The organism is Streptococcus hyointestinalis (assembly GCF_041225505.1).
GTDB lineage: Bacteria > Bacillota > Bacilli > Lactobacillales > Streptococcaceae > Streptococcus > Streptococcus hyointestinalis_B.
This window is the reverse complement of record NZ_JBCLSK010000008.1, coordinates 1-26,770: the sequence shown is the minus strand read 5'-3', so window position 1 is coordinate 26,770 and position 26,770 is coordinate 1. Positions and strand designations below refer to the sequence as shown.

The 26,770-nt window shown below is 44.0% G+C and carries 31 protein-coding genes; 13 read left to right on the top strand and 18 right to left on the bottom strand.

The window, feature by feature from the left end:
• The first annotated feature begins 53 nt into the window (after positions 1-53).
• From AALA56_RS03385 to AALA56_RS03365, 5 genes are all read left to right on the top strand, one after another.
• Entirely contained in the window at positions 54-2,384 is a 2,331-nt protein-coding gene (locus tag AALA56_RS03385; protein WP_369908755.1) for an HAD-IC family P-type ATPase, read from the top strand.
• 256 nt (positions 2,385-2,640) lie between these two features.
• Entirely contained in the window at positions 2,641-3,096 is a 456-nt protein-coding gene (locus AALA56_RS03380) for a MarR family winged helix-turn-helix transcriptional regulator (RefSeq protein WP_369908754.1), read from the top strand.
• A 29-nt stretch (positions 3,097-3,125) separates the two neighbouring features.
• The gene (locus AALA56_RS03375; protein ID WP_369908753.1) at positions 3,126-3,848 is read left to right on the top strand and encodes an ABC transporter ATP-binding protein; all 723 of its coding nucleotides are present in this window, start codon (positions 3,126-3,128) and stop codon (positions 3,846-3,848) included.
• A gap of 3 nt (positions 3,849-3,851) precedes the next feature.
• Positions 3,852-5,375, top strand: coding sequence for an ABC transporter permease/substrate-binding protein (locus tag AALA56_RS03370; RefSeq protein ID WP_369908752.1), 1,524 nt, complete (start codon positions 3,852-3,854; stop codon positions 5,373-5,375).
• 11 nt (positions 5,376-5,386) lie between these two features.
• Positions 5,387-5,893, top strand: a complete 507-nt coding sequence (locus tag AALA56_RS03365; protein ID WP_369908751.1) for a DinB family protein — start codon at positions 5,387-5,389, stop codon at positions 5,891-5,893.
• A gap of 55 nt (positions 5,894-5,948) precedes the next feature.
• Here the strand turns inward: AALA56_RS03365 and AALA56_RS03360 are convergent, their stop codons facing one another.
• Positions 5,949-7,094 (bottom strand): cobalamin-independent methionine synthase II family protein, encoded by a 1,146-nt coding sequence (locus AALA56_RS03360; RefSeq protein WP_369908750.1) that lies wholly within the window; start codon positions 7,092-7,094, stop codon positions 5,949-5,951.
• Between the two features lie 215 nt (positions 7,095-7,309).
• Here AALA56_RS03360 and AALA56_RS03355 point away from each other — a divergent pair, with 215 nt between their 5' ends.
• Genes AALA56_RS03355 through AALA56_RS03345 form a run of 3 tightly spaced genes read left to right on the top strand, consistent with a single transcriptional unit; the run spans position 7,310 to position 9,019 of the window.
• Positions 7,310-7,639 (top strand): PadR family transcriptional regulator, encoded by a 330-nt coding sequence (locus tag AALA56_RS03355; protein WP_369908748.1) that lies wholly within the window; start codon positions 7,310-7,312, stop codon positions 7,637-7,639.
• Positions 7,626-8,207: a DUF1700 domain-containing protein gene (locus tag AALA56_RS03350; RefSeq protein WP_369908746.1), complete on the top strand. Its 582-nt coding sequence runs from the start codon at positions 7,626-7,628 to the stop codon at positions 8,205-8,207. Before AALA56_RS03355 ends, AALA56_RS03350 begins: the two co-directional genes overlap by 14 nt.
• Positions 8,204-9,019, top strand: coding sequence for a DUF4097 family beta strand repeat-containing protein (locus tag AALA56_RS03345; protein ID WP_369908745.1), 816 nt, complete (start codon positions 8,204-8,206; stop codon positions 9,017-9,019). The genes AALA56_RS03350 and AALA56_RS03345 overlap by 4 nt, the downstream gene beginning before the upstream one ends.
• A gap of 27 nt (positions 9,020-9,046) precedes the next feature.
• On the opposite strand, the gene AALA56_RS03340 is transcribed toward AALA56_RS03345, so the two are convergent.
• The 3 genes from AALA56_RS03340 to AALA56_RS03330 all read right to left on the bottom strand — a co-directional run bounded on the left by AALA56_RS03340 (position 9,047) and on the right by AALA56_RS03330 (position 10,758).
• The gene (locus tag AALA56_RS03340; protein WP_369908744.1) at positions 9,047-9,403 is read right to left on the bottom strand and encodes a DUF1304 domain-containing protein; all 357 of its coding nucleotides are present in this window, start codon (positions 9,401-9,403) and stop codon (positions 9,047-9,049) included.
• Positions 9,404-9,617: 214 nt separating this feature from the next.
• Positions 9,618-10,169, bottom strand: a complete 552-nt coding sequence (locus AALA56_RS03335; RefSeq protein WP_369908743.1) for an NAD(P)H-dependent oxidoreductase — start codon at positions 10,167-10,169, stop codon at positions 9,618-9,620.
• 1 nt (position 10,170) lies between these two features.
• Positions 10,171-10,758: a TetR/AcrR family transcriptional regulator gene (locus tag AALA56_RS03330; protein ID WP_369908742.1), complete on the bottom strand. Its 588-nt coding sequence runs from the start codon at positions 10,756-10,758 to the stop codon at positions 10,171-10,173.
• A 224-nt stretch (positions 10,759-10,982) separates the two neighbouring features.
• Here AALA56_RS03330 and AALA56_RS03325 point away from each other — a divergent pair, with 224 nt between their 5' ends.
• On the top strand, positions 10,983-11,282 hold the full coding sequence (locus AALA56_RS03325) for a YbaB/EbfC family nucleoid-associated protein (protein ID WP_369908741.1): 300 nt from the start codon (positions 10,983-10,985) through the stop codon (positions 11,280-11,282).
• A 36-nt stretch (positions 11,283-11,318) separates the two neighbouring features.
• Here the strand turns inward: AALA56_RS03325 and AALA56_RS03320 are convergent, their stop codons facing one another.
• From AALA56_RS03320 to AALA56_RS03310, 3 genes are all read right to left on the bottom strand, one after another.
• On the bottom strand, positions 11,319-12,065 hold the full coding sequence (locus AALA56_RS03320; protein ID WP_369908776.1) for a MerR family transcriptional regulator: 747 nt from the start codon (positions 12,063-12,065) through the stop codon (positions 11,319-11,321).
• A gap of 143 nt (positions 12,066-12,208) precedes the next feature.
• Positions 12,209-12,808 (bottom strand): 3'-5' exonuclease, encoded by a 600-nt coding sequence (locus AALA56_RS03315; protein ID WP_369908740.1) that lies wholly within the window; start codon positions 12,806-12,808, stop codon positions 12,209-12,211.
• 60 nt (positions 12,809-12,868) lie between these two features.
• On the bottom strand, positions 12,869-13,408 hold the full coding sequence (locus AALA56_RS03310; RefSeq protein ID WP_369908739.1) for a DUF536 domain-containing protein: 540 nt from the start codon (positions 13,406-13,408) through the stop codon (positions 12,869-12,871).
• 124 nt (positions 13,409-13,532) lie between these two features.
• Here AALA56_RS03310 and AALA56_RS03305 point away from each other — a divergent pair, with 124 nt between their 5' ends.
• Positions 13,533-14,705: an NAD(P)/FAD-dependent oxidoreductase gene (locus AALA56_RS03305; RefSeq protein WP_369908738.1), complete on the top strand. Its 1,173-nt coding sequence runs from the start codon at positions 13,533-13,535 to the stop codon at positions 14,703-14,705.
• A gap of 32 nt (positions 14,706-14,737) precedes the next feature.
• On the opposite strand, the gene AALA56_RS03300 is transcribed toward AALA56_RS03305, so the two are convergent.
• A complete protein-coding gene (locus AALA56_RS03300; protein WP_369908737.1) occupies positions 14,738-15,763 on the bottom strand; it encodes a threonine aldolase family protein in 1,026 nt (341 codons plus the stop codon).
• 94 nt (positions 15,764-15,857) lie between these two features.
• Here AALA56_RS03300 and AALA56_RS03295 point away from each other — a divergent pair, with 94 nt between their 5' ends.
• Entirely contained in the window at positions 15,858-16,259 is a 402-nt protein-coding gene (locus AALA56_RS03295) for a MarR family winged helix-turn-helix transcriptional regulator (protein WP_369908736.1), read from the top strand.
• Here AALA56_RS03295 and AALA56_RS03290 read toward each other — a convergent pair.
• The 5 genes from AALA56_RS03290 to tsaB form a co-directional block, all read right to left on the bottom strand.
• On the bottom strand, positions 16,248-16,574 hold the full coding sequence (locus tag AALA56_RS03290; RefSeq protein ID WP_164683795.1) for an AzlD domain-containing protein: 327 nt from the start codon (positions 16,572-16,574) through the stop codon (positions 16,248-16,250). The two genes, AALA56_RS03295 and AALA56_RS03290, sit on opposite strands and share 12 nt — an antisense overlap.
• Positions 16,558-17,262, bottom strand: a complete 705-nt coding sequence (locus AALA56_RS03285; RefSeq protein WP_369908735.1) for an AzlC family ABC transporter permease — start codon at positions 17,260-17,262, stop codon at positions 16,558-16,560. The genes AALA56_RS03290 and AALA56_RS03285 overlap by 17 nt, the downstream gene beginning before the upstream one ends.
• A gap of 100 nt (positions 17,263-17,362) precedes the next feature.
• Positions 17,363-18,376 carry a tRNA (adenosine(37)-N6)-threonylcarbamoyltransferase complex transferase subunit TsaD gene (gene tsaD, locus AALA56_RS03280; protein ID WP_369908734.1) on the bottom strand — a complete coding sequence of 338 codons (1,014 nt, stop codon included), beginning with the start codon at positions 18,374-18,376 and terminating at the stop codon, positions 17,363-17,365.
• Positions 18,377-18,385: 9 nt separating this feature from the next.
• A complete protein-coding gene (rimI, locus tag AALA56_RS03275; protein WP_369908733.1) occupies positions 18,386-18,799 on the bottom strand; it encodes a ribosomal protein S18-alanine N-acetyltransferase in 414 nt (137 codons plus the stop codon).
• Complete coding sequence (gene tsaB / locus AALA56_RS03270) at positions 18,783-19,475, bottom strand: tRNA (adenosine(37)-N6)-threonylcarbamoyltransferase complex dimerization subunit type 1 TsaB (RefSeq protein ID WP_369908775.1); 693 nt, start codon at positions 19,473-19,475, stop codon at positions 18,783-18,785. Before tsaB ends, rimI begins: the two co-directional genes overlap by 17 nt.
• 180 nt (positions 19,476-19,655) lie before the next feature.
• Here tsaB and AALA56_RS03265 point away from each other — a divergent pair, with 180 nt between their 5' ends.
• Positions 19,656-19,886, top strand: coding sequence for a DNA-dependent RNA polymerase subunit epsilon (locus tag AALA56_RS03265; RefSeq protein ID WP_115271070.1), 231 nt, complete (start codon positions 19,656-19,658; stop codon positions 19,884-19,886).
• Position 19,887: 1 nt separating this feature from the next.
• Positions 19,888-21,627, top strand: coding sequence for a ribonuclease J1 (gene rnjA / locus AALA56_RS03260; RefSeq protein ID WP_369908732.1), 1,740 nt, complete (start codon positions 19,888-19,890; stop codon positions 21,625-21,627).
• 80 nt (positions 21,628-21,707) lie between these two features.
• On the opposite strand, the gene glnA is transcribed toward rnjA, so the two are convergent.
• From glnA to gap, 5 genes are all read right to left on the bottom strand, one after another.
• Entirely contained in the window at positions 21,708-23,054 is a 1,347-nt protein-coding gene (glnA, locus tag AALA56_RS03255; RefSeq protein WP_369908731.1) for a type I glutamate--ammonia ligase, read from the bottom strand.
• Positions 23,055-23,084: 30 nt separating this feature from the next.
• Positions 23,085-23,456, bottom strand: coding sequence for a MerR family transcriptional regulator (locus AALA56_RS03250; protein ID WP_115271076.1), 372 nt, complete (start codon positions 23,454-23,456; stop codon positions 23,085-23,087).
• A gap of 75 nt (positions 23,457-23,531) precedes the next feature.
• Entirely contained in the window at positions 23,532-24,062 is a 531-nt protein-coding gene (locus AALA56_RS03245) for an FUSC family protein (RefSeq protein ID WP_369908730.1), read from the bottom strand.
• A gap of 110 nt (positions 24,063-24,172) precedes the next feature.
• Positions 24,173-25,369, bottom strand: coding sequence for a phosphoglycerate kinase (locus AALA56_RS03240; protein ID WP_115271080.1), 1,197 nt, complete (start codon positions 25,367-25,369; stop codon positions 24,173-24,175).
• A gap of 126 nt (positions 25,370-25,495) precedes the next feature.
• Positions 25,496-26,506, bottom strand: a complete 1,011-nt coding sequence (gap, locus tag AALA56_RS03235) for a type I glyceraldehyde-3-phosphate dehydrogenase (protein ID WP_115271082.1) — start codon at positions 26,504-26,506, stop codon at positions 25,496-25,498.
• Positions 26,507-26,770: the final 264 nt, after the last annotated feature.

Sequence of the window (26,770 nt, the reverse complement as noted above, 5' to 3'; positions counted from 1 at the left end):
AGCAAGTTGCCCCTAGTTCTAGCTTTTTTATTATCTTGTGTTATAATAATAGTATGAAAAACTCATGGTCAAAAGAAGGACTCACAGCAGCTCAGGTTGAAGAGCAAAAAGCTGCTGGTCATATCAATCAAATTTCAAAACAAGGACAAAATACATACTGGCTTATCTTTAAGCGCAATGTCTTTACATTATTTAATCTCTTAAACCTTTTTATCGTCATTGCACTGCTTGCGGTCAAGGCTTGGTCTGACACGGTCTTTTTCAGTATCATCATCATCAATGCCTGCTCTGGTATCCTCGTTGAGGTACGTGCCAAGTGGATGATTGACAGGCTCAATCTCATCAGTCAAGATCTGGTAGAGGTCATCCGAGACGGCAAAACAGAAAAATTACCACCAGATCAGCTGGTACTGGGGGATTTGATTACCCTCTCAACGGGAGATCAAGTGCCTAGTGACGCAAGAGTCGTTAGTGGCTTTGCCGAGCTCAATGAAGCCATGCTGACTGGAGAGAGCGACCTTGTGTCTAAGACAGCAGATAGCGAGATTCTCGCTGGGAGCTTTCTGGTCAGTGGACACATCATGGCTATCGTCCAAAAGGTTGGCGATGACAACTACGCTAGCAAGCTCATGCTGGAAGCCAAAAAAGACAAGGCTGTCGGCTCTCGTATCATCCAAGCACTCGATCGTGTGGCGTCTTTCACAGGAAAAATCATTCTGCCCTTTGGGATTGGACTGCTCCTAGAAGCCCTCTATCTCAAGAATCTACCAACTAAGATAGCTGTCGTCTACACCTCGACACCACTTCTAGGGATGTTGCCAAAAGGCATTGCTCTCTTGACAATCACAGCTCTGCTGACTGCAGTCATCAAGCTGGGACGCAAGAAGGTCTTGGTACAGGAGATGTACTCTGTTGAGACCCTAGCGCATGTGGACACGCTCTGCCTTGACAAGACAGGTACCATTACCGAGGGAAAAATGCGACTTGAGCGCACCATTCCTCTAGGGGACACGCCAGTCGAACTCTTTGAAAATTACCTGTCCACCTACATCACAGCAAGTGAGGACAGCAATCCCACCGCTCGTGCCATTAGACAAGTCTACGGCAAGGGTGCCAGTCAACATGTCGTCACCACTATTCCCTTTTCCAGCCAGAGAAAATGGGGCGCTATCTCCTTTTCAGACATCGGTTCACTCTATCTAGGAGCACCAGAGCTGTTGATGAGCGAGCAGCCAAGAGCCATGCTAGAAGCGCAAACTCAAGGCTCAAGGACACTGGTCCTCTGCCACAGCAAAAAGCCTTTGCGAACGGATTTTGAACATCCTGCGGATGACTTAGTGCCGCTTGGGCTCTTGATTATCGCAGACCCTATCCGAAAAGGAGTAACCTCAACGCTTGACTACCTCAAGAGCCAAGATGTTGATTTGCGTATCATCTCTGGGGACAACCCCGTCACTGTCTCCAATATCGCTAGAAAAGCAGGCTTTGACAACTATCAGTCCTATATCGACTGCTCTGTCCTATCAGAGACCGAACTGTCTGCCAAAATCCCTGAGACAACCATTTTTGGGCGAGTCTCACCTGAGCAAAAACGCCAAATCGTCCGTGAGTTGAAAGAGCAAGAACGTACCGTCGCTATGACAGGAGATGGGGTCAACGACATCCTAGCGCTACGTGAGGCAGACTGCTCCATTGCTATGGCTGAGGGCGACCCTGCCACTCGCCAAGTCGCAAATCTCGTGCTCTTAGAGTCTGACTTTAACGACGTGCCAGAGATTTTATTTGAAGGGCGCCGTGTCGTCAACAACATCGCTCGTGTAGCCCCTATCTTTCTGGTTAAAACGGTCTACTCCTTTGCTCTGGCTCTCCTTTGCTTGATTAGTCCTTTGTTTGGCGATGTGATTATTTTTCCATTTACACCACTGCAAGTGACTGTTGTCGACCAGTTCATGGAGGGATTACCACCATTTCTTCTCAGCTTTGAGAGAAACAACAAGCTAGTTGAAAAAGATTTCTTACGCTTAGCGGTTCTCAAGGCGATTCCAAGTGGGCTTTTGATTACAGCTGGCCTTTTAGCCAGTCGCATTCTAGGGCACTTCCTTTCTTGGAGCTTGCCAGAGCAATCCGCCCTTGCCTACTACATCCTAGGACTTGTGACACTGCTTTCTGTCTTGCGAGCAAGTCTGCCACTCAACCTCTGGCGTGGTCTGTTGCTCTTTTTCTGGTCTTTCCTAGGCTTTATGATTTCAGCTTACTACCTCAGTCCTTTCTTGCAAATCAAGGTCACAAGCCACATCTTTACACCGCTTATCGTCTTTATGGCGATAGCTAGCCTTATCTTCTTTTGGGCAGATCATTGGCTCAAAAAACACTACACAAGCTAAAAAGCCCTTGACAAGGGCTTTTTTAGGTTATTAAACAAAACGAAAGAGCCCCAGTGCACTAGGACTCTCTCAGGAGATTTATGAAAAAGAAAAGTTTTAGGATGACTATAGTATAGCTACGCTGGCTTAAAAAAACCTTAAAGCATAGATTGACAGTTGTTACTTTTTATGAGACATCTTTCTTGACCTTATTAAAAGTGTGTGGTACTATCGGTATAATATTTCTAAATAGAACTTTTTAGAGAGAGGAAATTGTATGCCAGCCAGTAAAAAAGGCGGTTATCTAACCTTACACATCCAGCTGTTAAATGCTAGGCTCTTCAACTACCTCTTGGCTGCTGACGGGCGAGCGCTCTATTCAGCAGAGCAGGGGAAAATCCTCTCAAGCCTATGGGAAAAAGAGCCTCAGACAGCAACGGAGCTTGCAGGTCATACAGGACTTGCCAATAACACACTAACAGCCATGCTCAAGCGCTTGATAGACCAAAAACTCATCCAATGTCTGTCACATCCACAGGATAAGCGCAAAAAACTCTACACACTCACAACACTTGGAAAAGAACAGGAAATTATCGGCGATAAGGTCAGTCAGCAATTAGCCGACATCTTTTATCAAGGCTTTTCAGAAGAAGAGATTGAGCAGGCAGACGGTTATCTAGAGCGTATCCTCCACAACCTAGAGGACGGACTCAAAAGAAAAAAAGGAAAATAAGTTTCAAAGACTGATAGAAAGAGGATTATATGATTGACTTTTCACACGTAAGTCAACAGTACGGGGAGAGAGTTGTCTTATCGGACATTACACTACATATCAAGCGAGGCGAGTTTTTTGTGCTGGTAGGTCCTAGCGGTAGCGGAAAAACCACGCTTCTCAAAATGCTCAACCGCTTGATTACACCAACTGCTGGCAGTATTTTGCGAAACGGCGTTGCTATTGACACCATCAATCTTAGGCAATTACGGCTTGAGACAGGCTACGTCTTGCAGCAAATCGCACTCTTTCCCAATCTCACCGTGGCAGAAAATATCGAGCTCATCCCGGAGATGAAAGGCTGGGACGCCAAGAGACGCAGGGAAGCGAGCGATACTCTCCTTCAAAAAGTGGGGCTTGCTCCTAGCAAATACCGCCACCGCTACCCAAGCGAGCTCTCTGGAGGCGAGCAACAGCGTATCGGCATTTTACGGGCTATCATCACCAATCCTGAGTTGCTTTTGATGGACGAGCCTTTTTCAGCGCTTGACCCCATCTCACGCAGGCAACTGCAAGACTTGACCAAGAGCCTACAAAAAGAGCTTGGTATGACACTTGTCTTTGTCACCCACGATATGAAAGAAGCCATGCGACTGGCTGATCGCATTTGTATCATCAATCAAGGCAAAATCGTCCAAGTAGACAGCCCGCAGGCTATCAAAGAAGCACCGAAAAACGCCTTTGTTGCCCAGCTTTTTGAGACGGAGGATTAGACCATGGCTGCACTCATTTCAACATTTACCGACCGCTTTGGAGAGTGGACGACGAGCCTCCTTGAGCATTTGCAAATCTCACTGTTGAGCTTGCTCCTTGCCATGCTGATTGCCATTCCGCTAGGCATTGTCACAAGCAATTATAAGCGCCTAAGCAGCCTTATCCTGCAAATCACAGGTATCTTTCAGACCATCCCTTCACTTGCCTTACTCGGACTATTTATCCCATTTATGGGAATTGGGACACTGCCTGCGACAGTCGCCCTTGTCCTCTACGCTATCTTTCCGATTTTGCAAAACACCATCACCGCCATCCGACAGATTGACCCCAATCTGATCGAGGCAGCGACAGCTTTTGGGATGACACGCTGGGAGCGTCTGAAAAAGTTTGAGCTAGCGCTGAGTTTGCCTGTCATCGTCTCTGGTGTGCGCACCTCGACTGTCATGATTATCGGAACTGCAACGCTAGCTAGCCTGGTCGGCGCAGGCGGGCTTGGCTCCTTTATCCTTCTTGGTATCGACCGCAACAACCCCTCGCTCATCCTCATCGGCGCCATCTCATCGGCTCTACTCGCTCTTTTATTTAGCCTTGTCATCGGTCTTTTGGAAAAGGCAAAGCTTAAAACCATTTTGCTATCACTGCTTGTTATGATTGTAGGGCTTGGGGCTTCTTATGCGCCACAGTGGCAGCCGCAGAAAAAACAAGAAACACTAGTCGTCGCTAGGAAAATGGGCGTTGAGCCTGATATTCTCATCCATATGTACAAGCTCCTCATCGAGGACAGCACAGACATCAAAGTCACTACAAAACCGAACTTTGGCAAGACCTCCTTTCTCTACGAAGCGCTCAAAGCAGGTGATATTGACATCTATCCAGAGTTTACCGGCACCATCACCTCAAGCCTCTTAAAAAATCCACCACAGGTCGAAAACGACCCTACATCCGTCTACAAAGCTGCAAAGACAGGCATTTTAAAGCAGGACAAGCTAGCGCTCCTAAAGCCTATGGCTTACCAAAATACCTATGCTATCGCTGTCAAAAAAAGCTACGCCAAAGAGCACAATCTCAAGACCATCAGCGACCTCAAAAAGGTCGAAACGACCGCAAAAGCTGGCTTTACACTGGAGTTTAACGACCGTGAGGATGGCAATCTAGGACTCAAAAACCGCTACGGCTTAAACCTTTCGGTCTCCACTATGGAGCCCTCACTCAGATACCAAGCCATCAATGCTAGTAAGGTCCAGATTATCGACGCCTACTCAACAGATAGCGAATTGATGCAGTATGACCTGACCACGCTAAAAGACGATAAACAGCTCTTTCCGCCCTACCAAGGAGCTCCGCTCATGACAGAGGAAACCCGAAAGAAATACCCACAGGTCGAAAAAGCCCTCAACAAACTGGCAGGAAAAATTTCCGAAAAAGACATGCAAGAGATGAACTACGCTGTCGCTGTCAAAGGCAAATCTGCCTCTACCGTCGCTAAAAACTACCTCACCAAGCACCAACTACTAAGCAAAAACTAAAGGAGACCACTATGAAGGCTACACAACTATCCATTGACACGCTAGAGCGTGCTAGAGAGCGTTTCTTAGAGACGTTAGAAGAGATGACACTGGACAAGGCAAACACCATGCCACAGCCCCTTATCAAGTCGGTTACTTGGCTCATCTGGCACACCAGTCGCACCATTGACTATCAAATCTCAAACTTGGCGGGTCTTTCTCCTGTCTGGTTTGACGGGCACAAAGAAGCCTTTCGACTTGATTTGCCTGATGATACAGGGGACTGGAGGCACACACCACAAGAAGCTGCCAAAGTCATCGCACCTAGTAAAGAAGTCTTGATAAACTACCTCAACGCCGCTATCACACGTGCTCACAGCTATCTGGAAAATCTGCCCGAAGAAAGCTTATCAGACATCATTGATACCAGCTGGACACCCGCTGTTACACGACAAGTCCGCATCGTCTCTACCATTGATGACGCCGTCATGCACTCTGGACAAGCCGTCTACAGCAAACGACTGGTTTTAGGGCATTAAAAGAGCTCTTCCCTTTAGAAAGAGCTCTCCTTGCAAGCTCATTGAGCTTGTTTTTTTATCCCCAAAACTGTTGGGCAATGGCTTGACCTTGCTTGATTTTAGCCCATTGCTGATTGATAGAGAGCTCATTGCCACTATCACATGAGGCAAAGCCACACTGATGAGATAGATAAAGACGCTCTTTTGGCAAAATGCTGGCTGCTTTTTCAAGGCTATCTAGGACACGCTTCTCATCATCAAGTCCTGATGTCTTACTAGAGAGAAGCCCTAGCACCACTTCTGCATCCTTATCCTTGAGAACGGAGAGCGCTTCTAGGTCACCTGCACGCTCATCATCCCACTCAAGGAAGAAACGGTCATAGTGCTGGTCACGCAGGAACTTCTCTGCGATAGCTTCATAAGTCCCACCAGAGGCTGAGCGACTCTCGTAGTTACCACGGCAATTGTGTGTCCAGACCGTCAGACCAAGCTCATGCGCAAAGTCGACCACTTCATTATTGATAGCGATAAAGGCATCCGCCAAGTCCGCAAGGTCACTGTTGCCTTCTTTAAAGAAACTGTCTGGGTTGTTCTCATCAAAGAGCTCCCAAAGGCAATCATCAAACTGAACAATCTCACCGCCAGCTGCCCTGTAATCGGTCAAAAACTCTTTGTAAGCGTCAATCACGCCAGCACGAAGCTCCTCTTGTGTCTTGTAGACCTCATCCTCTCCGTAGAGCCCATCAAAAACAGATAGCTCGGTAAAGGCGTGTGCAGGTCCCCAAACCGTAATCTTGCTCGTCGTATCGCCTGCTTGCTCCTTAACATCCTTGTAAATCTCTAGGAAATGGTGGTTTTTACCAGACAAGGGCTCTGTAATGCGCAGTCCGATGTCTTTACGGGTTTCGTATTGACCTCCGTCATGGTCTTTAAAAGTATAGCCGTTTTCTGCGATGTAGCGTTCAATACCTGTAAAGCCCCAAAGAAAATCAAGGTGCCACATGGATTTCGAGTACTCACCATCTGTCACCACATCAATGCCATTTGCCTTTTGGTCAGCGATAATCTGGCGAATCGCTTTTTCTTCTGTGTCCTTGTAGCCGTCAAAGTCCTCATAGAAAGGATAGCGGATGTCGTCACGGTGTTCGATTTGTGTTTTATAAGCTTTTAGCTCCTCTGGGCGCAACAGTGAGCCCACCAATTGAAATCTTGATCTTGTCATATCTATTCCCTCTTTAACTTTATTATGCTTGCTATTCTAACAAAGATAGAGTCACTTGAAAAATAGTTATTTTCAAGATTTTCATATAGATATGAACTATACCCATAATATATAAAAATTTTATATAAAACCTATTGACATTTCTTATATATAAAAATATAATATATATAAAGATATGATATATCAAAAATTTACATACTACTCAGGAGGTTGACATGGCGCATTTTCCAACATCTGCTGTGGTGATTGAGTTTTTGATTCTAGCCATTGTCGATGAGCAGGACTCCTATGGCTATGAGATTAGCAGGACCATAAAACTCATCGCAGACATCAAAGAGTCCTCACTCTACCCCATTTTAAAAAAGCTGGAAAAAGCGGGTTTTGTGACGACTTATTCGCAAGAACATCAAGGACGCAAACGCAAATACTATCGCATCACAGACTCAGGCAAAGACGAGCTGACCTTTCTCAAGAAAGAATGGCAGACTTACACAGAAACGATTTTAGGCATTATCGAAGGGAGTATAAGACATGAAAAAGACTGAATACCTAGCGGAGCTAGACCGCCATCTGCGTAAACTACCAGAAGCCGACTACAAGGAGGCGATGGAATATTTTACAGAATATTTCGACGAATCAGGCGAGGACAAGGAAGAAGAGGTCATCCGTGAGCTGGGCACACCAAAAGAGGCAGCCAGCGAGATTATCCACAATATCCTTGGAAAGACCCTTGCTGAGGATAAACCACGCTCCTACAAGCAAACACTCACGATAGCAGTTTTAGCCATTCTAGCAGCACCTATCGGACTGCCTCTTGCTATTGCTTTATTGGGCTTTCTTTTAGGAGTTGCTCTCTTTATCCTTGGTATCATGTTAATTGGTGTGATATTACTGCTTGCGCTCTTTGCTGTAGGTATCTTTTACATGGTTGATGCGGTCAATCTCTGGCAGCAAGTCTCGCTGTCAGCAGCCAGTATCAGCTTTGGCGGAGGAATGTTAGCTGTTGGGATTGGGCTGTTAGCTTGTCTCATCCTCTACCAGCTCATCAAACTGTGTGGACGTGGGTTGTTACTGCTCATTCACACATTGACTAAAAAAGGAGAAAAAGCATGAAAACAGGAACAAAAGTGGTATTAGGGATTGCACTGAGCTTTAGTTTATTGGGCATTTTCTTTGGCGTCTTTGGTTACTACACTGGAGGCATTGATGATATTAGAGCCAAAGCAGAAGCTACTACCCAAAAGTATACTAAGACTTTTGATAATCTTGACTCGCTTACGGTCTCTGGAGAGAATTATCTGATTGTGACATCTGGTAATGTCACCAAACCAACGCTGACTTATACCAAAGTCAAAGCCCAAAATTCAATTTATACGACAGACTACAGCTTCAAAAATGGGGAGCTAAGCCTTACTAGTAAAGCCAGCTATGCAACAAGTAGACATATTTCTGGTGGATTATTAGACCTTGCTAGAGAGGGTTTTAGCTTTGATAATCAAATCACACTCACCTTACCTAAGAATAGCAACCTAAAGACTATCTCAGTAAGCAATATCAGCGGATTCATTCTTAAAAATCTAAGACTTAAAGACACCACCATTGAGACAAGCAGCTACTTTGAAACGACAAATGTTAACCTCGATAGCACCAAACTATCAGTCAACTACAACACCATCGATATGAAGCAAACTACATTGATAAACACAAATATCACTATTCAAGACGGGGACTTTGAAGGCAATGGTCTGACCTTTAAGCAAAAAAATAGCATCATCGCAGATGGCATAGACATTTCCCTCAATGACTATAACCTCACCGTCACGCACAACGCTGAAGAAGACGATGACATCACAAAGCGCCTAACAGCTTCTAGCGAAAACACACTCAACCTCGTAGCTAGAGACGATGATATTACCGTTCAATAAAAAAACGAACCTTACAGGTTCGTTTTTTTAAAAGAGTAAACTCAAGAGCGCTAAAATAGCAAGCCCTGCTTGTTTTAAGATGATTTTCTTATCAACAGTGATGGCACCGTAAGCGGCAACTGCAACCACGTTAATCAAAAAGACCGTTACCAACTCCACGCTGTGCGCCCCAAAAAGACCGTAGAGCAAGAAAACACCGATTAAACCATTGTAGACCCCTTGGTTTTTAAAGAGGTTATCAACCGACGGACGGCTGAGTTCTTCTTTGTCCGTACTGAAAACACGACTCGTTGCGTCTGACTGAGTCGCAAAAGTCTCCAAGTACATGATGTAAAAATGCTCTAAAGCAACCAATGTTGCCAAAATAACAGTAATAAGTGACATGCTTTTTCTCCTTCAATATAACAAATGTAACATAGTCAAGGACAAGTATATCCTAGCTCACTCAAAAAAGCAACTGACTTGCTCATTTATCAAGACAAAACGAAAGAGCCCCAGTGCACTAGGACTCTCTCAGGAGATTTATGAAAAAGAAAAGTTTTAGGATGACTATAGTATAGCTAGACTCGCTTAAAGAAACCTTAAACAAGCTTAAACTTTAGAGAGTCGCCAGAAATTTTTCCCGCTTTTTGGCTGTTGACTTACTTATACCACCCAAATGTTTCCAAGAAAAGTGCTGGACACCGATTTGTTTGAGGGTGGATTTGACCGAGCCATTGATACAATTTCCCGCAAAATAACGCAGATAAAAGGTCGGCGACGTCGATGTGGTCACTACCTCAGCTGATGTAATATTGGTCAATAGTCCCTTAACACCAGTCTTGGTTGGACAGTAGGCAAAGTTCATCTCTAGCACCTTGTCAAAAAAGCCTTTAAGGATAGCAGGAATATTGTTCCACCAAATGGGGTTTACAATGATGAGTTTATCCGTCTTTATCAGTTGCTCTTGATAGTGGCGCACTAGTGGGTCTAGCGTTTCTCCCGTCTTAAAGAGAGCCAGCTCCTCACTGGTATAGATAGGATTAAAGCCATCCTTGTACAAGTCAACGACAGCTAGGTCTTCTGTAGCATATTTTGCTAGAAGTTTCTCCAAGATAGCGTGGTTAAAGCTTTTGTCATAAGGATGGGCATAGATGATGGTCGTTTGCATATTAGTCTCCTTCCCCAAAGTAAATGCTAATCATTTGTGCGATATTGTGCTCAATCTGAAATTGGCTGATATCCATAAGGTCATCTCGAGACACGAGCAGAGTAAGCCCTGTAATATAGCTCCACAGGTGAATGAGCGCTTGCTGCGTCTCTCTTTTTGCTTCGTGATTGAGCGCTGTGATGGCTTTTTGAAAATAGCTAAGAGCGGGCAGGTGAGCACTTTTGTCTGATTTTAAGTCAGCTAAGCTGACTGGCACCAAGGTGCTGTCTAAAAAGAGAGCGTTAAAATAGTGAGGATGGCAAGTAGCAAAAGCAACAAAGTTGGTCCCCATTTGTAGCAAACGCTGACGGTCACTAGCAGCCTCAGTAATGCCCTGCAGTAAAGCCTCAGCAAAAATAGCCCGAATCTCAGCAAGTACAGTATCAAGATAGTCCTGCTTATTTTTAAAATACTTGTAGGGACTACCATGACTAACCTGACATTTTTCTGCAATCAGGCGCAGAGAAATAGTCTCTACACCATGTTGTTCAATATAATCTAGCCCAGTTTGAATCAGCTTTTCTCGCAGTTGTGTTGGTTTTCTTGGCATAAGCTCTCCTTTCACATAATAAGTAGACACTGTAAACTTATTTTAGTAAAAACCTATCTAGATGTCAAGAAACAAAACACCCCTTTAAAACCTTTGCCTTCACCTATAATCGTGATATAATGAATAAGGGCTTTAGAGACACCTTAACTTAGGAAAACAATAAGGCGAAATCAGGCAACAACAAACAAGGTCTACCCCTTGCTACGAAAGGAACTTATAATCTTATGATGAATATGCAGAACATGATGAAGCAAGCACAAAAGCTTCAAAAGCAAATGGAAAAAAAGCAAGCGGAGCTTGCTAGTACAACTTTTGTGGGCAAGTCCTCCCAAGATTTAGTGACTGCGACCTTTACAGGCGATAAAAAGCTGGTCTCTATTGACTACAAGGAAGCCATTGTCGATCCTGACGATATCGAGACACTCCAAGATATGACAACGCAAGCTATCAACGATGCACTTGCGCAAGTGGATGCGGCAACGCAAAAGACTATGGGCGCTTTTGCTGGTAAATTGCCCTTCTAAGCGAAAAACCTTCTGCGATCAAGCAGAAGGTTCTTTTTATTTGGCTTCATCTGCTCTTGCAATCTCAAGGCAGTAGGACTTGTAATGGCAATGTGGACAGGTGAGACATCTCGTTTTTGGAGTGTGTGCCGCCAAGCTAAAAGCCTTGAAAGTCGGCACAAAGGGCTTGTGACAATGCGGACAGAGATAAGCCACCTTTTGATAATAGCGATAAACCATCCAGATAAGCACAAGGAGAAACAGTAAAGCTAAACTAACGCCAAGTACCTGCGCCCATAATTGTCCCTCAAAATAGTAACCAAGCACATACACCACTCCTATAAAGAGAAAGGTTAGAAGAGCAAGCTTTACCCAGCTAGATACAAAGTTTTTACGCCAAAGACTATGATTTTTCATAACTAAGGAGAGATCTGTCCATTGCTCTAAAGGCATATCAGGCTGTTTTTTAAGACTGTCAAGTAAGTTGACAGCCATGTCAACCTGCTCCTTTTTATGATGAATATCCTGGTTTAGGTGAGTGATATGGTCCACCAGTAACAACTGCAAAGTCTCAGTAGCATTATCCTCTGCGAGCAGCCTCTTGATTTGCTCAATAGAGAAATCAAGCTCTCGTAAAAAGCAAATTTGCTTTAACACATGCAGGTCAGACTCAGTGTAAATCCTGCGCCCACCATCACTAAGAGAAGTTGGTGGCAGGATACCACACTTATCATAATACTGCACAGTTCTAACAGAAACCTTAGCCAGCCTTGCCAGCTCACCTGTCGAGTAAGTGACAGACACTCTCTTCACCTCACTTTCATTGTAGAATAGTTGTCAAGATAAGGAGGCCTCGTCTCACTCCCTAGGAGTGCTCTTATCTTGTAAGTCTATCATAGCTCATGACCTTAGGTCACATGCAAGCCCTAACCTTAGAGGATTTTTTACTATTCATCAAAAAAATGGGAAAGACCGCTGAGACTGGCAAATGGATTAGTCGTATCTTGTGATTCTTGCTGCGTGAGAAAGGCTTTATTATCATCAAACTCGAGAAATCTCTCGTAGACAAGAGCTGTCATACGAGCGTCCTCTAGACTGTCATGGCTTTTGCCGTCAATCTCTAAAAACTTAGCCACAGTGTGCAACTTCAGATTGGCAATGCCATTTAAGTCACTACTTCTACGCTCATAAGCTTCATCAAAAACATCAAGGGCATATTGGCTTGACAAATCCAGCCCATAACTGTCAAGAAGTGGTAAATCACTCTTTAGCGCATTATAGCCTATCAAAGGGCTATCGCCAACAAAAGCTTTAAAGTCAGCAAGCACCTGTTCCAGCTTAGGCGCATCACGTAGCTTGTCAGCGGTAATACCTGTCAATCCGTTGATAAAGGACTGTAAGGGCACATCGCTGTAAACATAAGTGTCAAAGCTGTCAACCTCCTTGTGGTCACAAAACTTAACGGCAGAGACCTGTATGATATGACTGACATCCTTGAACGTATTAAACTCCAAATCAAAGGCAATGTAGTTGCTTAGTGCTTTCATTTTCTCCTCCTAACAAAACAAAAAAAGAGGGCAAGTTGCAGTCTCCTCCCTCTTAGCTATTTACTCGTTGCCACCAAAAAGTCGAGCAAAGAAGCCTTTTTTGACCTCGCTTTTTGTCTCTTGCTCTTCATCTTGTTTGGTTTGAATTTCTTCAACCTCAGCTTTAGCCTCGTCTAGCTCCAATTGCAGACGCTTAGTGTCTTCCATAGCGGCTAGAGTCAACTGCTGTTGCTGGTCTAGTTGCTTGTCTTTTTCTGCAATTTGCACATCCTTGACACGCAACTGCTCATCTTTAGAGTTGAGCTGAACATCTTTTGCTTTTAGTTGCTCATAGAGACGTGTAATTTCTGTGTTTTTTTCATCAACAAGAATTTCTAATAACTCACGTTTTTGTGTTTCTTCATCGATGGGGTCATCTTCAAAAATCGTCTTTTTATAGATTTCTTCTAGTTTTTCTAATCCTTCACGATTGACAACGGTCACACCCTTTTCATTTTTAGAGACAAACTCCTCTGGAAATGACTTGACACGATTGTTAACCGCTTGACGACTGACACCCAAGATTTCAGCGATTTCGCTGACTGTCTTTTCTATTGCCATATCGATCCTCTTTTTGTGATATCGTTCTTAAAAATAGTATCACATTACGTCCATTCTGTCAATGAATGCTAGATATCACAAGCCACAACTACCAAATTGACAGGCTTTGTGCTATGATAAGATTATGACTTATTTTGACACTATTATCATTGGAGGCGGTCCTGCTGGTATGATGGCAGCCATCTCCTCTTCCTTTTACGGGCAAAAGACCCTACTCATCGAGAAAAATCGCAGACTGGGTAAAAAATTAGCTGGAACTGGCGGTGGGCGCTGCAATGTCACAAACAGCGGGACACTGGAAGATGTGATGGCAGGTATCCCAGGCAACGGGCGCTTTCTCTACAGCGTCTTTTCTCAGTTTGATAACCATGATATTATCGCTTTTTTTGAGGACAATGGCGTTGCACTCAAAGAAGAAGACCACGGTAGAATTTTTCCAAAAACTGACAAATCCAAAACCATCATCCAAGCACTAGAGAAAAAAATTGCAGAGCTCGGCGGACAAGTTCTCACACAGACTGAGGTCGTCTCCGTCAAAAAAAGAGACGGTCTCTTTGACGTCAAGTCACAAACAGATAGCTTTACAACAGCAAAACTCATCGTTACAACTGGCGGAAAGTCCTATCCCTCAACAGGCTCTACAGGCTTTGGCTACGAGATTGCTAGACACTTCAAGCTCCATGTCACAGACCTAGAAGCGGCTGAAAGCCCACTGCTGACGGACTTTCCCCACAAGGCACTTCAAGGTATCTCGCTGACAGATGTCACCTTGTCTTGTGGCAAACATCATATCACGCATGATTTACTTTTTACGCACTTTGGTCTGTCTGGACCTGCTGCTCTTAGGATGTCGAGTTTTGTTTCTGGTGGTGAGGTGATTGAGCTTGATCTCTTGCCAGAGCTGTCTCGTGATGAATTGCTTGTTCTTTTTGAAGAAAATCGTGACAAGGCCATCAAAAATGTCCTCAAGACACTCATGCCAGAGCGCTTGGCAGACTTTATCGCACAGCCATTTCCACAAAAAATCAAACAAGTCCCTAAGCACCAAATCACAGAACTCATCGAAAGAGTCAAGGCAATGCCAATCCCAGTGACTGGGAAAATGTCGCTGGCAAAATCATTTGTCACAAAGGGCGGTGTCGACCTCAAGGAAATCAATACCAAGACGCTCGAGAGTAAGAAAGTGAGCGGTCTTCACTTTGCTGGCGAGGTGCTAGACATCAATGCCCACACAGGTGGCTTTAACATCACATCCGCACTTTGCACGGGCTGGGTAGCTGGAGCAGTTCATTATTAAGACAAAAAGCTGGTTACCCAGCTTTTTTGACTTTATAAAATCGCTTTTAGTGCGTCAATGTCCTCTTGTGTGGTTGACCAGCTGACGGCTAGACGGATGACGGTGTGATTGTCGTCGTACTTTTCCCAAAAGCTATAGGCGACTTGCTTAGCTAAGCTTTCTAGCTTGTGGTTTTCGATGATGATGAACTGTTGATTGGTTGGAGACTCCAAATAAAAGCGGTAGCCTTTTTCTTTTAGGATGGCTTTTAATTGCTCGGCAAGTGCCAAGGTCTCACGTCCAATCTCTAAATACAAATCATCTGTAAAGAAAGCGTCAAACTGCACACCACACAGGCGTCCTTTAGCTAGCAGAGCACCGTGCTGCTTGACAATGGTGGTAAAGTGCTTAGGCTGATTGGACTTGGTAAAGACAACTGCCTCTCCCATAAGAGCACCTAGCTTTGTCCCTCCGATGTAAAAAACGTCTGTCAGCTCTGCTATTGCCTTCAAATCAAGGTCGCTCTCCTTGCTGGCTAAACCATAGCCTAAGCGTGCGCCGTCCAAAAAGAGAGGAATGGAGTAGGCACGACACACCTTAGAAAGAGCTTCCAGCTCAGCCTTGCTGTAGAGCATGCCGTACTCTGTCGGATGAGAGATGTAAACCATGCCTGGAAAGACCATATGCTCATGATTGCCATCCGCATAAAAATCACTCAGATAGCGCTCAAGCTGGCTGCTATCAATCTTGCCATCCTCTGTCGGAAGCGTCAAGACCTTGTGTCCTGTAAACTCAATGGCACCTGCCTCATGCACCGCCACATGCCCACTCTCTGCTGCGATGACCCCCTCATAAGAGGACAGCATGCTGTCAATCACCACTTGATTGGTCTGGGTGCCGCCAGTTAGGAAAGTTACCTCAGCTTGCGGACAAGCACAGGTTTGCTTGATTTTCTCCGCAGCCTGTTGGCTGTACTCGTCCATGCCATAGCCTGCTTGGGCTTGGTTATTGGTCTCAACTAAGGCTTGTAGTAATTTAGGATGGGCTCCTTTATTATAGTCATTTTCAAAATGTAGCATGGCTCTCTCCTTTTGTTGTATTTACAATATATCATAACATATTTTATTGCAAAAGCAATCTTTTTTTGATAAACTAAAGGAAAAAGGAGGACTTATGTTTACAACCATTCGTACTATAGGGGCAATTACACGCACCATCCAGATGGACTCCAATCGCTATTTTAAAGAAATGGGGCTCAATAACAATCTCTTCATCTACATCATCCGTATCTGTGAAACACCAGGGCTCTTTTTAAATGAGCTAGCAGATAGCATTCAAATTGACCGAACAACCAGCTTTCGTGCCGTGCAAAAATTGGTCAAGCAGGGATATTTGACCCTTGAAAAGGACGCTCACAATCAGAAAATCAAGCGTATCTATCCCACACAAAAGAGCCTAGACATCTATCCAAAGCTCCACGCCTATGAACAGCAGCAGTCTGATAAACTGCTCAGCCATTTAACAGATAAGGAAAAAAAAGCCCTCGAGCTTCTCCTTGCAAAGTTAACCTATTAACCGCAAAAGCGCCATGGCAAGCACGCCGACAAGGACGGATAAGAGGATATTTTTATAGCGAACCGCCACCCACAAGGTGGGAATAACCGCTAGAAAAGTCAGTATATCAAGACTAGGCAGTTGCCCGACTTTTTCGGTCATGACACTTGAGAGCAGCAAGGCAAAGATGATGGAAATCGGTAGATAATCCAGAAAACGAATAAGGCTATCTGGCAGCTTTTGATACTTGGTCAATAAAAAGGGTGCTACTCTTGGCAACCACGTGACCACTGCTGATAAGAGAATAACGACTAAAACCTCACTTGACACGCTCATGATAAGACACCCCCACAAAACAACCGATCAAGGTCGCTAAAAGAACAGCCATGGACTCAGACACCAGACTGGCTAAGACAAAGTAAGACAAGCTAACAGCTCCTAAAACAGCTACAATCTTTTTGACAGTTGTCGTGATGACGATAGCTTCAAACTGTGCAGCAAAGATTGCCACAAACATGGCAACCAAGGCAAAGTCTAGCCCAAACTGCTCTGGATTTGGGATGTATTGACCCAAAATCGTGCTGATAAAAACAGATAGAACCCAAGTGATGTAGCCCGTCACATTGTTGCCGTGCATCCAGATAGGCGCTATTCGTTTTTGGTGCGTGTAGGTATTGAGCAGAACCCCGTAGCTCTCATCGGTTATCAAAGAACCGATAAAGATACCGTCTAGTAGCGAAGCTTTCTCAAAAATCGTCGTCGCATGCAGGCTCATGAGAAAATTGCGCAGATTAACCAAGAAAACGGTCAAGACGATAGAGGACACCGGTGCATGTGCCGCAAGCAGTGCGCACATGATGAACTGCGCACTCCCTCCATAGACGAGAGCACTCATCAACCCCATCTCAAGCGGGCTTATGCCAGAGCTGGCACCCACAACACCGCAGGCTATCCCGATACTCACATAGCCTAAAGCCGTTGGAAGAGAGGCTTTCACACCTTGACTGAACGTTAATGCTTCCATTTCTTTCCTTTCTCAGAATATTCCGTCTATTATAACATAGAGTATTACTGATGTAAACACGCTAAAAGCCCTTTCACCTAAATATGAAGGGCTTTTGAATTTAATCTAGGCGCTCAAAGGTTAAACTTGGTTTAGCATTGATAGAAAGGGGGGCAACATTTGCCTGCTTGTACTCGATGGCGGCTGCTAGGGCAATCATACCAGCATTGTCTCCACAGAGTCGCAGCGGAGGAATGACAACATCAACGTCTGTCATCTCCTGCGCTAAGCGCTCTCTCAAGCCTTGATTGGCAGCGACACCACCAGCAACCACTAAGGTTTTAACAGGATAATCCTGCAGTGCTTTCTTAGTTTTTGCCATCAAAATATCAAGCACAGCTGCTTGAAAAGAAGCTGCCAAGTCTTCTTTAGAGAGCTCCTCACCTTTTTGAGCAGCATTGTGATGGAGATTGATAAAGGCTGACTTGAGCCCAGAAAAGGAAAAGTCAAGATTATTTTCTTTAAGCATAGCACGTGGAAAATCATACCTGTCTACGCCTTGATGAGCCAGCTGGTCAATCTCACGTCCTGCTGGATAAGTCAACCCCATGACGCGACCAACCTTGTCATAAGCCTCACCAACCGCATCGTCACGTGTCTCACCGACAATCTTGTAATCCCCCTCACGCTCAACATAGACAAGCTCGGTGTGCCCACCACTTACAAGCAGCGCTAGCAGCGGATAGCTAAGCTCTTTTTCGACTCTTGCTGCCATGAGGTGTCCAGCCATGTGATTGACAGGAATCAGTGGCAGATGATTTGCCCAAGCAAAAGCCTTGGCGGCTGACAAGCCCACAAGGAGAGCTCCCACAAGCCCCGGTCCATAGGTCACAGCAACCGCATCCAAGTCACAAGCTCTAAGCCCAGCCTCACTCAAAGCGTCTTGAAAGCAAGTGGTGATGACCTCGACATGATGGCGACTCGCCACCTCAGGCACGACCCCACCAAAGCGCTTGTGACTCTCCACTTGACTGGCGATAATGTTACTTAACAACTCAGTATCGTTTTTGATAACCGCAACGCTAGTCTCGTCACAAGAACTCTCAACAGCTAAAATATAGCGATCTTTACGCATGTTTTCTCCTCATCGTTTCATAATAATAGCGTCTTCTACTGGATTGTGATAATAGTTACGACGCTTGCCAATCACCTCAAAACCTGCCTTCTGGTACAAGGCTTGTGCACGGGTATTCGACGCACGCACTTCTAAAAAGATAGGACAGGCAACATCATCTAGTTTTGCCAGCAAGAGCTTACCATAGCCCTTTTTTTGATAGGCTTTTTTAATGGCAATATTGGTTAACTCGCACTCACCTACCAACTGCTGCAGCGACAAAAAGCCAACGATTGCCTTGTCGTCATAGACAAAAAAGTAATCCGTATCAGGTTTTGTCATATCTGCTAGAACCTGCTTATAAGTCCAAGGTGAGCTGTCGTAAACGTCTGTAAGCACCTCAAAGACAGCTCTAGCTCTTTCTTCCCTATACACGTTTGACATAGTGGGTGTTCTCTGATTCAGTGTGGTCTTTGAGCCAATTTTCCTCAGCTTCGACACGTTTCAGGTACTGTGGGACAAAGGCATCCACATCAACGGGTGAGAGCTGTGTGCCTAAGCGCCCAATCAAAACAGCTGATGGCAAAGTCTCTGTTATTTGCGCTTCTGGAAGAGCTTTTTCTATCTGCTCTCTAAAAGCGTCAACTTCCCCTACAAAGTGCACTTTTTCCTCATCATGTAGACTTGAGAGCACATCGCTAAAGGACAGATAAGCATCTTCTCTTTGCGCTTTGCCGTTGCGGTAAAAGCCTGCATAGACATGCTGACGTCTCGCATCTATGATAGGCACGATAAGCTCATCTGCCTTCCCACAAGCCGTAAGCGCATAAAGACTAGATACCCCAACTAACTCAATACCTAAGGTATAAGCTAGCGTCTTAGCAGTCGCAACAGCCACACGTAAGCCCGTATAAGATCCAGGCCCCTCTGCCACAACGATACGCTCCAAATCTTGCGGCTCTAATCCTACAGACGCCATTAAAAAATCGATGGTCGGCATGAGGCTGATGCTATGATTTTTTTTGATGTTGATAGTCGTCTCTGCCAGCATGGACTCATTGTCCAAAATAGCGACAGATAAAGCTTTATTAGAGCTATCAAAGGATAAAACTTTCATGATTAACTTCCCTTACACTTGATTGTCTCTATTATTTTATGATATAATTGGGATAATTGCAACGAATCAAGGTGAAATCAACTACTCCATTTCTTTATTTTATAGATAGCTATCAAGTCCCTCTTGGGGCTTGATAGATTTGTAGTAGCTTGATAAACCGTTTTGATATTAGAAAGGATTGACATGATTTACAAAGTTTTTTATCAAGAGTCAAAAGACCGCAGCCCACGTCGTGAGCAAACAAAAGCCCTTTACTTGGACATTGATGCTTCAAGCGAACTTGAAGGACGTATCATCGCTCGCAAACGTATCGAAGAAAACACTTCTTACAACGTCGAGTTTATCGAATTATTGTCTGACAAACATTTAGAATACGAAAAAGAAACCGGCGTTTTTCAAATAACGGAGCTCTAATATGTCACAAATACATTTAAAACCAGAGGAGGTCGGAGTCTACGCCATTGGTGGTCTAGGGGAAATCGGTAAAAACACCTACGGCATTGAGTATCAAGATGAGATTATCATCGTAGACGCTGGTATCAAATTCCCAGAAGATGACCTCCTTGGGATTGACTATGTCATCCCTGATTACTCATATATTGTTGAAAACCAAGACCGTATCAAGGCTCTTGTCATCACACACGGTCACGAGGACCACATCGGTGGTATCCCATTTTTACTCAAGCAAGCCAATATCCCTGTCTATGCTGGACCGCTAGCGCTAGCGCTTATCCGTGGTAAGCTAGAAGAGCATGGGCTTTTGCGTGACGCTAAGCTCTATGAGATTAACGCCAATACTGAGTTGACCTTTAAAAACTTGAGCGTTACTTTCTTTAGGACGACCCACTCTATCCCAGAGCCTTTAGGTATCGTGATTGACACGCCTCAAGGAAAAATCGTCTGTACAGGTGACTTCAAGTTTGACTTTACACCCGTTGGTGAGCCAGCTGACCTGCACAAAATGGCTGCGCTGGGTGAGGAAGGTGTCCTCTGTCTCCTATCAGACTCAACCAACGCTGAGATTCCAACCTTTACCAATTCGGAAAAAGTCGTTGGACAGTCCATTATGAAAATTATCGAGGGTATCCACGGACGTATCATCTTTGCCTCTTTTGCGTCAAACATCTTCCGCTTGCAGCAAGCGGCTGACGCTGCGGTCAAGACAGGACGTAAAATCGCTGTCTTTGGACGCTCTATGGAAAAGGCGATTGTCAATGGTATTGAGCTTGGTTACATCAAAGTGCCAAAAGGGACTTTCATCGAGCCAAGTGAGCTTAAAAATTACCATGCCAGCGAAGTGATGATTATGTGTACCGGTAGCCAAGGGGAGCCGATGGCAGCCCTTGCTCGTATCGCAAACGGCATGCACCGTCAGGTCTCTCTACAGCCTGGTGACACGGTCATCTTCTCATCTAGCCCTATTCCTGGAAATACCACAAGTGTCAACAAACTTATCAACACCATCCAAGAAGCAGGTGTTGAGGTTATCCACGGTAAGATTAACAACATCCACACCTCTGGACACGGTGGTCAGCAAGAGCAAAAACTCATGTTGCGCTTGATTAAGCCAAAATACTTCATGCCTGTTCACGGTGAGTACCGCATGCAAAAGATTCACGCCAGCCTCGCTCAGGACGTTGGTGTGCCAAAGGATAATATCTTTATCATGGAAAATGGTGACGTGCTTGCCCTCACAAAGGATAGCGCACGTCGTGCTGGGCATTTCAACGCCCAAGACATCTACGTCGATGGTAATGGTATCGGTGATATCGGAGCTGCTGTCTTGCGTGATCGCCGTGATTTATCAGAAGATGGTGTTGTCCTAGCGGTTGCTACTGTCGACTTCAAATCTAAGATGATTTTAGCAGGTCCTGACATTCTCAGCCGCGGTTTCATCTACATGCGTGAGTCTGGAAGTCTCATCAGAGAAAGCCAACGCATTCTTTTTAACGCCATTCGGATTGCGCTTAAAAACAAAGAAGCCAGCATCCAATCAGTCAACGGTGCCATTGTCAATGCTCTACGTCCTTTCCTTTACGAACGTACAGAGCGTGAGCCTATTATCATCCCTATGGTATTGACACCAGATAAATCACAACCACAAAAAAAGACCTCAAAACCACATAAAAAAGCAAATAAGAAGAAACAAAAATAGCAAGGATTACTTGCTATTTTTTACTTTCTCTAAATGGTTTAACAAAAAAGATTGAAGCCTTTGCTTCAATCTTTTGTATTTTAATACAAGTCTAAATAGTTATCGATTTCCCATTGTGAGACAAAGGCAGCGTAGCTTGCCCACTCGATACGTTTGGCTTCTAGGAAGTTGGTTGTGATGTGGTTACCAAGTGCAGCTTTAACCACTTCATCTTCCTCAAGAGCTTTAAGAGCGTTGTGAAGTGTAGATGGGAGGTCTACGACACCAGCAGCTTTACGCTCAGCAGGTGACATCACGTAGATGTTAGACTCAACTGGAGCTGGCGCTTCAATTTTATTTTTAATACCATCTAGTCCAGCTTCAAGCAAAACAGCAAGCGCTAGGTATGGGTTAGCCGTTGGGTCAACTGAGCGCAACTCAAGACGTGTTCCCATGCCACGAGAAGCAGGTACTCGGATAAGTGGTGAACGGTTACGTCCTGCCCAAGCAATGTAAACAGGAGCTTCATAGCCAGGAACCAAACGTTTGTAAGAGTTAACCGTTGGGTTCATGATAGCTGTAAAGCTGTAAGCATGCGCCATCAAACCACCCAAGAAAGCGTAAGCCGTCTCAGACAATTGCATACCACGAGGATCCTCAGGATCGTAAAAAGCATTGTTGCCTTCTTGGTCAAAGAGAGACATGTTACAGTGCATACCTGAACCGTTGATACCAAATTTTGGTTTTGCCATGAAGGTTGCATACAAACCATGCTTACGAGCGATAGTCTTAACAACCAGCTTAAAGATTTGGATATTGTCACAAGCCTTCAAAACATCAGCATATTTAAAGTCAATCTCGTGTTGACCAACAGCCACTTCGTGGTGACTCGCTTCCACTTCAAAGCCCATTTCTGTCAAGACATTAACAATCTCACGACGTGTGTTGTCCGCAAGGTCAGTTGGTGCCAAGTCAAAGTAACCACCTCTGTCGTTCACTTCAAGCGTTGGCTCACCTTTTTCATCCAATTTGAAAAGGAAAAACTCTGGCTCTGGACCAAGGTTAAAGGATTTGAAACCAACTTCTTCCATGTGTTTAAGGGCACATTTGAGGTTTCCACGAGGGTCTCCTGCAAATGGTTCACCCTCTGCTGTGTAAATATCACAAATCAGGCCTGCCACAGCACCATTTTCACCACCCCAAGGAAAGACTGTCCATGTGTCCAAGTCAGGGTAGAGGTACATGTCAGATTCGTTGATACGAACGAATCCTTCGATGGAAGAGCCGTCAAACATAGCCTTGTTTGACAAGACCTTATCTAGTTGCTCTTGTGTTGCTGGAATTTCAACATTTTTAAGTGTTCCTGCAATATCTGAAAACATCAAACGCAAAAAAGTTACGTTTTTTTCTTTTACTTCACGACGAATGTCTGCTGCTGTGATTGCCATCTTCTCTCCTTAGATTTACTGCACTAACGCCTAAAAGCGGCCTTTACCAATGGTTTGTGAAGGAGTCGCAAAGCGACCTTGATTTTGGAGTTCATCACGTAAGATACGTCTGACGTCCTCGTCTGTCAGAGCCTGTTGCTTTTGCAAATTGCGATCCTTACGGTCAGCATACTCCCGCTTGATTGCTGCAATATTAAGCCCCTCATCCAGAAAGTCTTTGATCTCTAGCAGACGATCCATGTCATTTAATGAGAACATGCGGCGATTTCCAGACGTTCTCTCTGGGGAAATCAAGCCCTGATCCTCATAGTAACGAATCTGCCTAGCTGATAAATCTGTCAACTTCATGACAGCACCTATGGAAAAAACTGCCATACTACGACGTAATTCCTTACCTTTCATGATGTCCTCCTTTCACTACTTCATTATAAAACCTTTATGGCATTCTGTCAAGACTTTATGTTATATTTTATAACATCATTTTTCTTTAGTTTTCTTTTTGAGAAATCGCTGGCGCAACCAGTCCACATCGGTATTGACCAAAGTAGCGATAAAAACCCCACAGAAGGTCTCAAAAACCCTCGCAAACACGTATAAAATGGTATTGCCCGTAGGAATAGAAAGTGTGATGATGAGTAGAGCAGCTACTGCTCCAATGACACCAGATTTATTGTCGATAGCGACATTGATCATGATACAGAGCATGGTTAGTATTGGGACAAAAAAGAGCGTCACCCAAAAGGCTTCGTGAAACCAAATCTTGAGGAGAAAAAAGATTAAAGCTAAAAGACCACCAATGCTATTACCAACGATACGGGACACCCCAAAGTGAATGCTCTTATCAAAATTTTCACGCAAGCTAAAAACAGCCGTCAAAGCACCAATTTGCAAGCCCTCCCAATAAAAGAGATGAAAGACCAACAGAACAATAAAAACAGCAAGTCCAGTCTTGACCGTCCGCATGCCTAGATGAAACTTATCAGGAGAAAACTTGTATTTTTTTAACATAAATAATCCTAACCTTTTTGATTAGTTCTATTCTAACATAACTTGACCAAAACAAAAAGGCTATTTCCCACAAGAAAAAGAGTTGCATTAAGCAACTCTTTTAACTTATTTTATTTGTCTGTAAGGGCAGCAAGACCTGGAAGTTCTTTACCTTCAAGGAGTTCCATAGAAGCACCACCACCAGTAGAGATCCATGAGAACTTGTCTGCACGACCAAGGTTGATAGCAGCTGCAGCTGAGTCACCACCACCGATGATTGATTTCACGCCTGGTTGTTTAACGATAGCGTCCATTACACCGATAGTACCAGCTTGGAAGTCAGGGTTTTCAAAGACACCCATAGGACCATTCCAAACAACTGTTTTAGCACCAGTCAATTCTTGGTCAAATTTAGCGATTGATTTTGGACCGATGTCAAGACCAAGGAAACCTGGGTCAACAGCTTCACCTTCAGTATCTTTCACTTCAGTATAGTCTGCAAAAGCGTTTGCTTCTTTAGAGTCTACTGGCAAGATCAATTTACCGTTTGCTTTTTCAAGAAGAGACTTAGCCACATCAAGTTTGTCTTCTTCAACAAGAGAGTTACCGATTTCGATTCCTTGTGCTTTGAAGAAAGTATAAGTCATACCACCACCGATAAGGACTTTATCAGCTTTTTCAAGTAAGTTTTCGATAACACCAATCTTGTCTGAAACTTTTGAACCACCAAGGATAGCGATAAATGGACGAACTGGGTTTTCAACAGCTTCTTTGATGTATGCAATTTCGTTTTCAAGAAGGAAACCAGCCACTGCTTTGTCAACGTTAGCTGAGATACCTACGTTTGAAGCGTGTGCACGGTGAGCTGTACCAAATGCGTCGTTAACAAAGATACCATCACCAAGGCTTGCCCAGTATTTACCAAGTTCTGGGTCGTTCTTAGATTCTTTCTTGCCATCAACATCTTCAAAACGAGTGTTTTCAACAAGAAGAACGTCGCCATCTTTCATGTCAGCGATAGCAGCTTCTAATTTTTCACCACGTGTAACACCTGGGAAGATAACTTCTTGGCCAAGCTTTTCTGACAAGTCAGCAGCTACAGGCGCCAAAGATTTACCTTCTTTGTCTGCTTCTTCTTTAACACGTCCAAGGTGTGAGAAAAGAATAGCACGTCCACCATGCTCAACAATGTATTTGATTGTTGGAAGAGCAGCTGTGATACGGTTATCGTTAGTAATAACGCCATCTTTCAAAGGAACGTTAAAGTCAACACGAACGAGGACTTTTTTACCTTTCAAATCCACGTCTTTAACAGTTAATTTAGCCATTAGTAAAGACTCCTTATAATTTTTTCTACCGTTTTATTATACCATATTTTTCACAAAGTTTCTAAAAAGAATATAGAATAAAAAAAGAAACCAGAGAAAATCTCTGGCTTCTGCTACTAGCAAAAATTATTTAGCGATTTTTGCGAAGTATTCAAGTGTACGAACAAGTTGTGAAGTGTATGACATTTCGTTGTCGTACCATGAAACAACTTTAACCAATTGGTGTCCGTCAACTGTTTGAACTTTAGTTTGAGTAGCGTCAAACAATGAACCGTATGAAATACCAACGATATCAGAAGATACGATTTGGTCTTCGTTGTAACCGTAAGATTCGTTTGAAGCTGCTTTCATAGCTGCATTCACTTCTTCAGCAGTAACTTCTTTGTCAAGAACTGCTACCAATTCAGTAACTGATCCAGATGGAACAGGAACACGTTGTGCAGCACCGTCAAGTTTACCGTTCAATTCTGGGATAACAAGACCGATAGCTTTAGCAGCACCTGTTGAGTTAGGTACGATGTTTTCTGCAGCAGCACGTGCACGACGAAGGTCACCACCACGGTGTGGACCGTCAAGAGTCATTTGGTCACCAGTGTAAGCGTGGATAGTAGTCATCAAACCTTGTTTGATACCAAATGCATCGTTCAAAGCTTTAGCCATTGGTGCAAGACAGTTTGTAGTACATGAAGCACCTGAGATTACTGTTTCAGTACCATCAAGGATGTCGTGGTTAGTGTTGAAAACGATAGTTTTAACATCGTTACCACCTGGTGCTGTAATAACAACTTTTTTAGCACCGTTTGCGTGCAAATGTTTTTCAGCTTTTTCTTTAGAAGCAAAGAAACCTGTAGCTTCAAGAACGATTTCTACACCGTCAGTTGCCCAGTCGATTTGTTCTGGATCACGTTCAGCAGAAACTTTAACGAATTTACCGTTAACTTCGAATCCACCTTCTTTAACTTCAACAGTACCGTCGAAACGACCTTGAGTTGTATCGTATTTCAACAAGTGTGCAAGCATTGCTGGATCTGTAAGGTCGTTGATACGAGTTACTTCAACACCTTCAACGTTTTGGATACGACGGAAAGCAAGACGACCGATACGACCGAAACCGTTAATACCAACTTTAACTACCATTAGTGATTTCCTCCTTATGAAAATCAATTAAATAATATTTTTAAGAGAGACAAGCTCTCAGACAATGTGAAAAGATTAACTTGACTGGTTATGCAAGTCCTTTCAACAATTCATATTATATACTTATTTCGCTGAAATTGCAATCTTTTTGCTGATATAAGTGAAAAAAGTAAGTCCTGCTATTTTGATTAAAAGTTCTAAAATGAAGTTAGCCACTTAAAAGTATGAAAAAACACCTCAGAGAGATATAATTGTAATCACCAC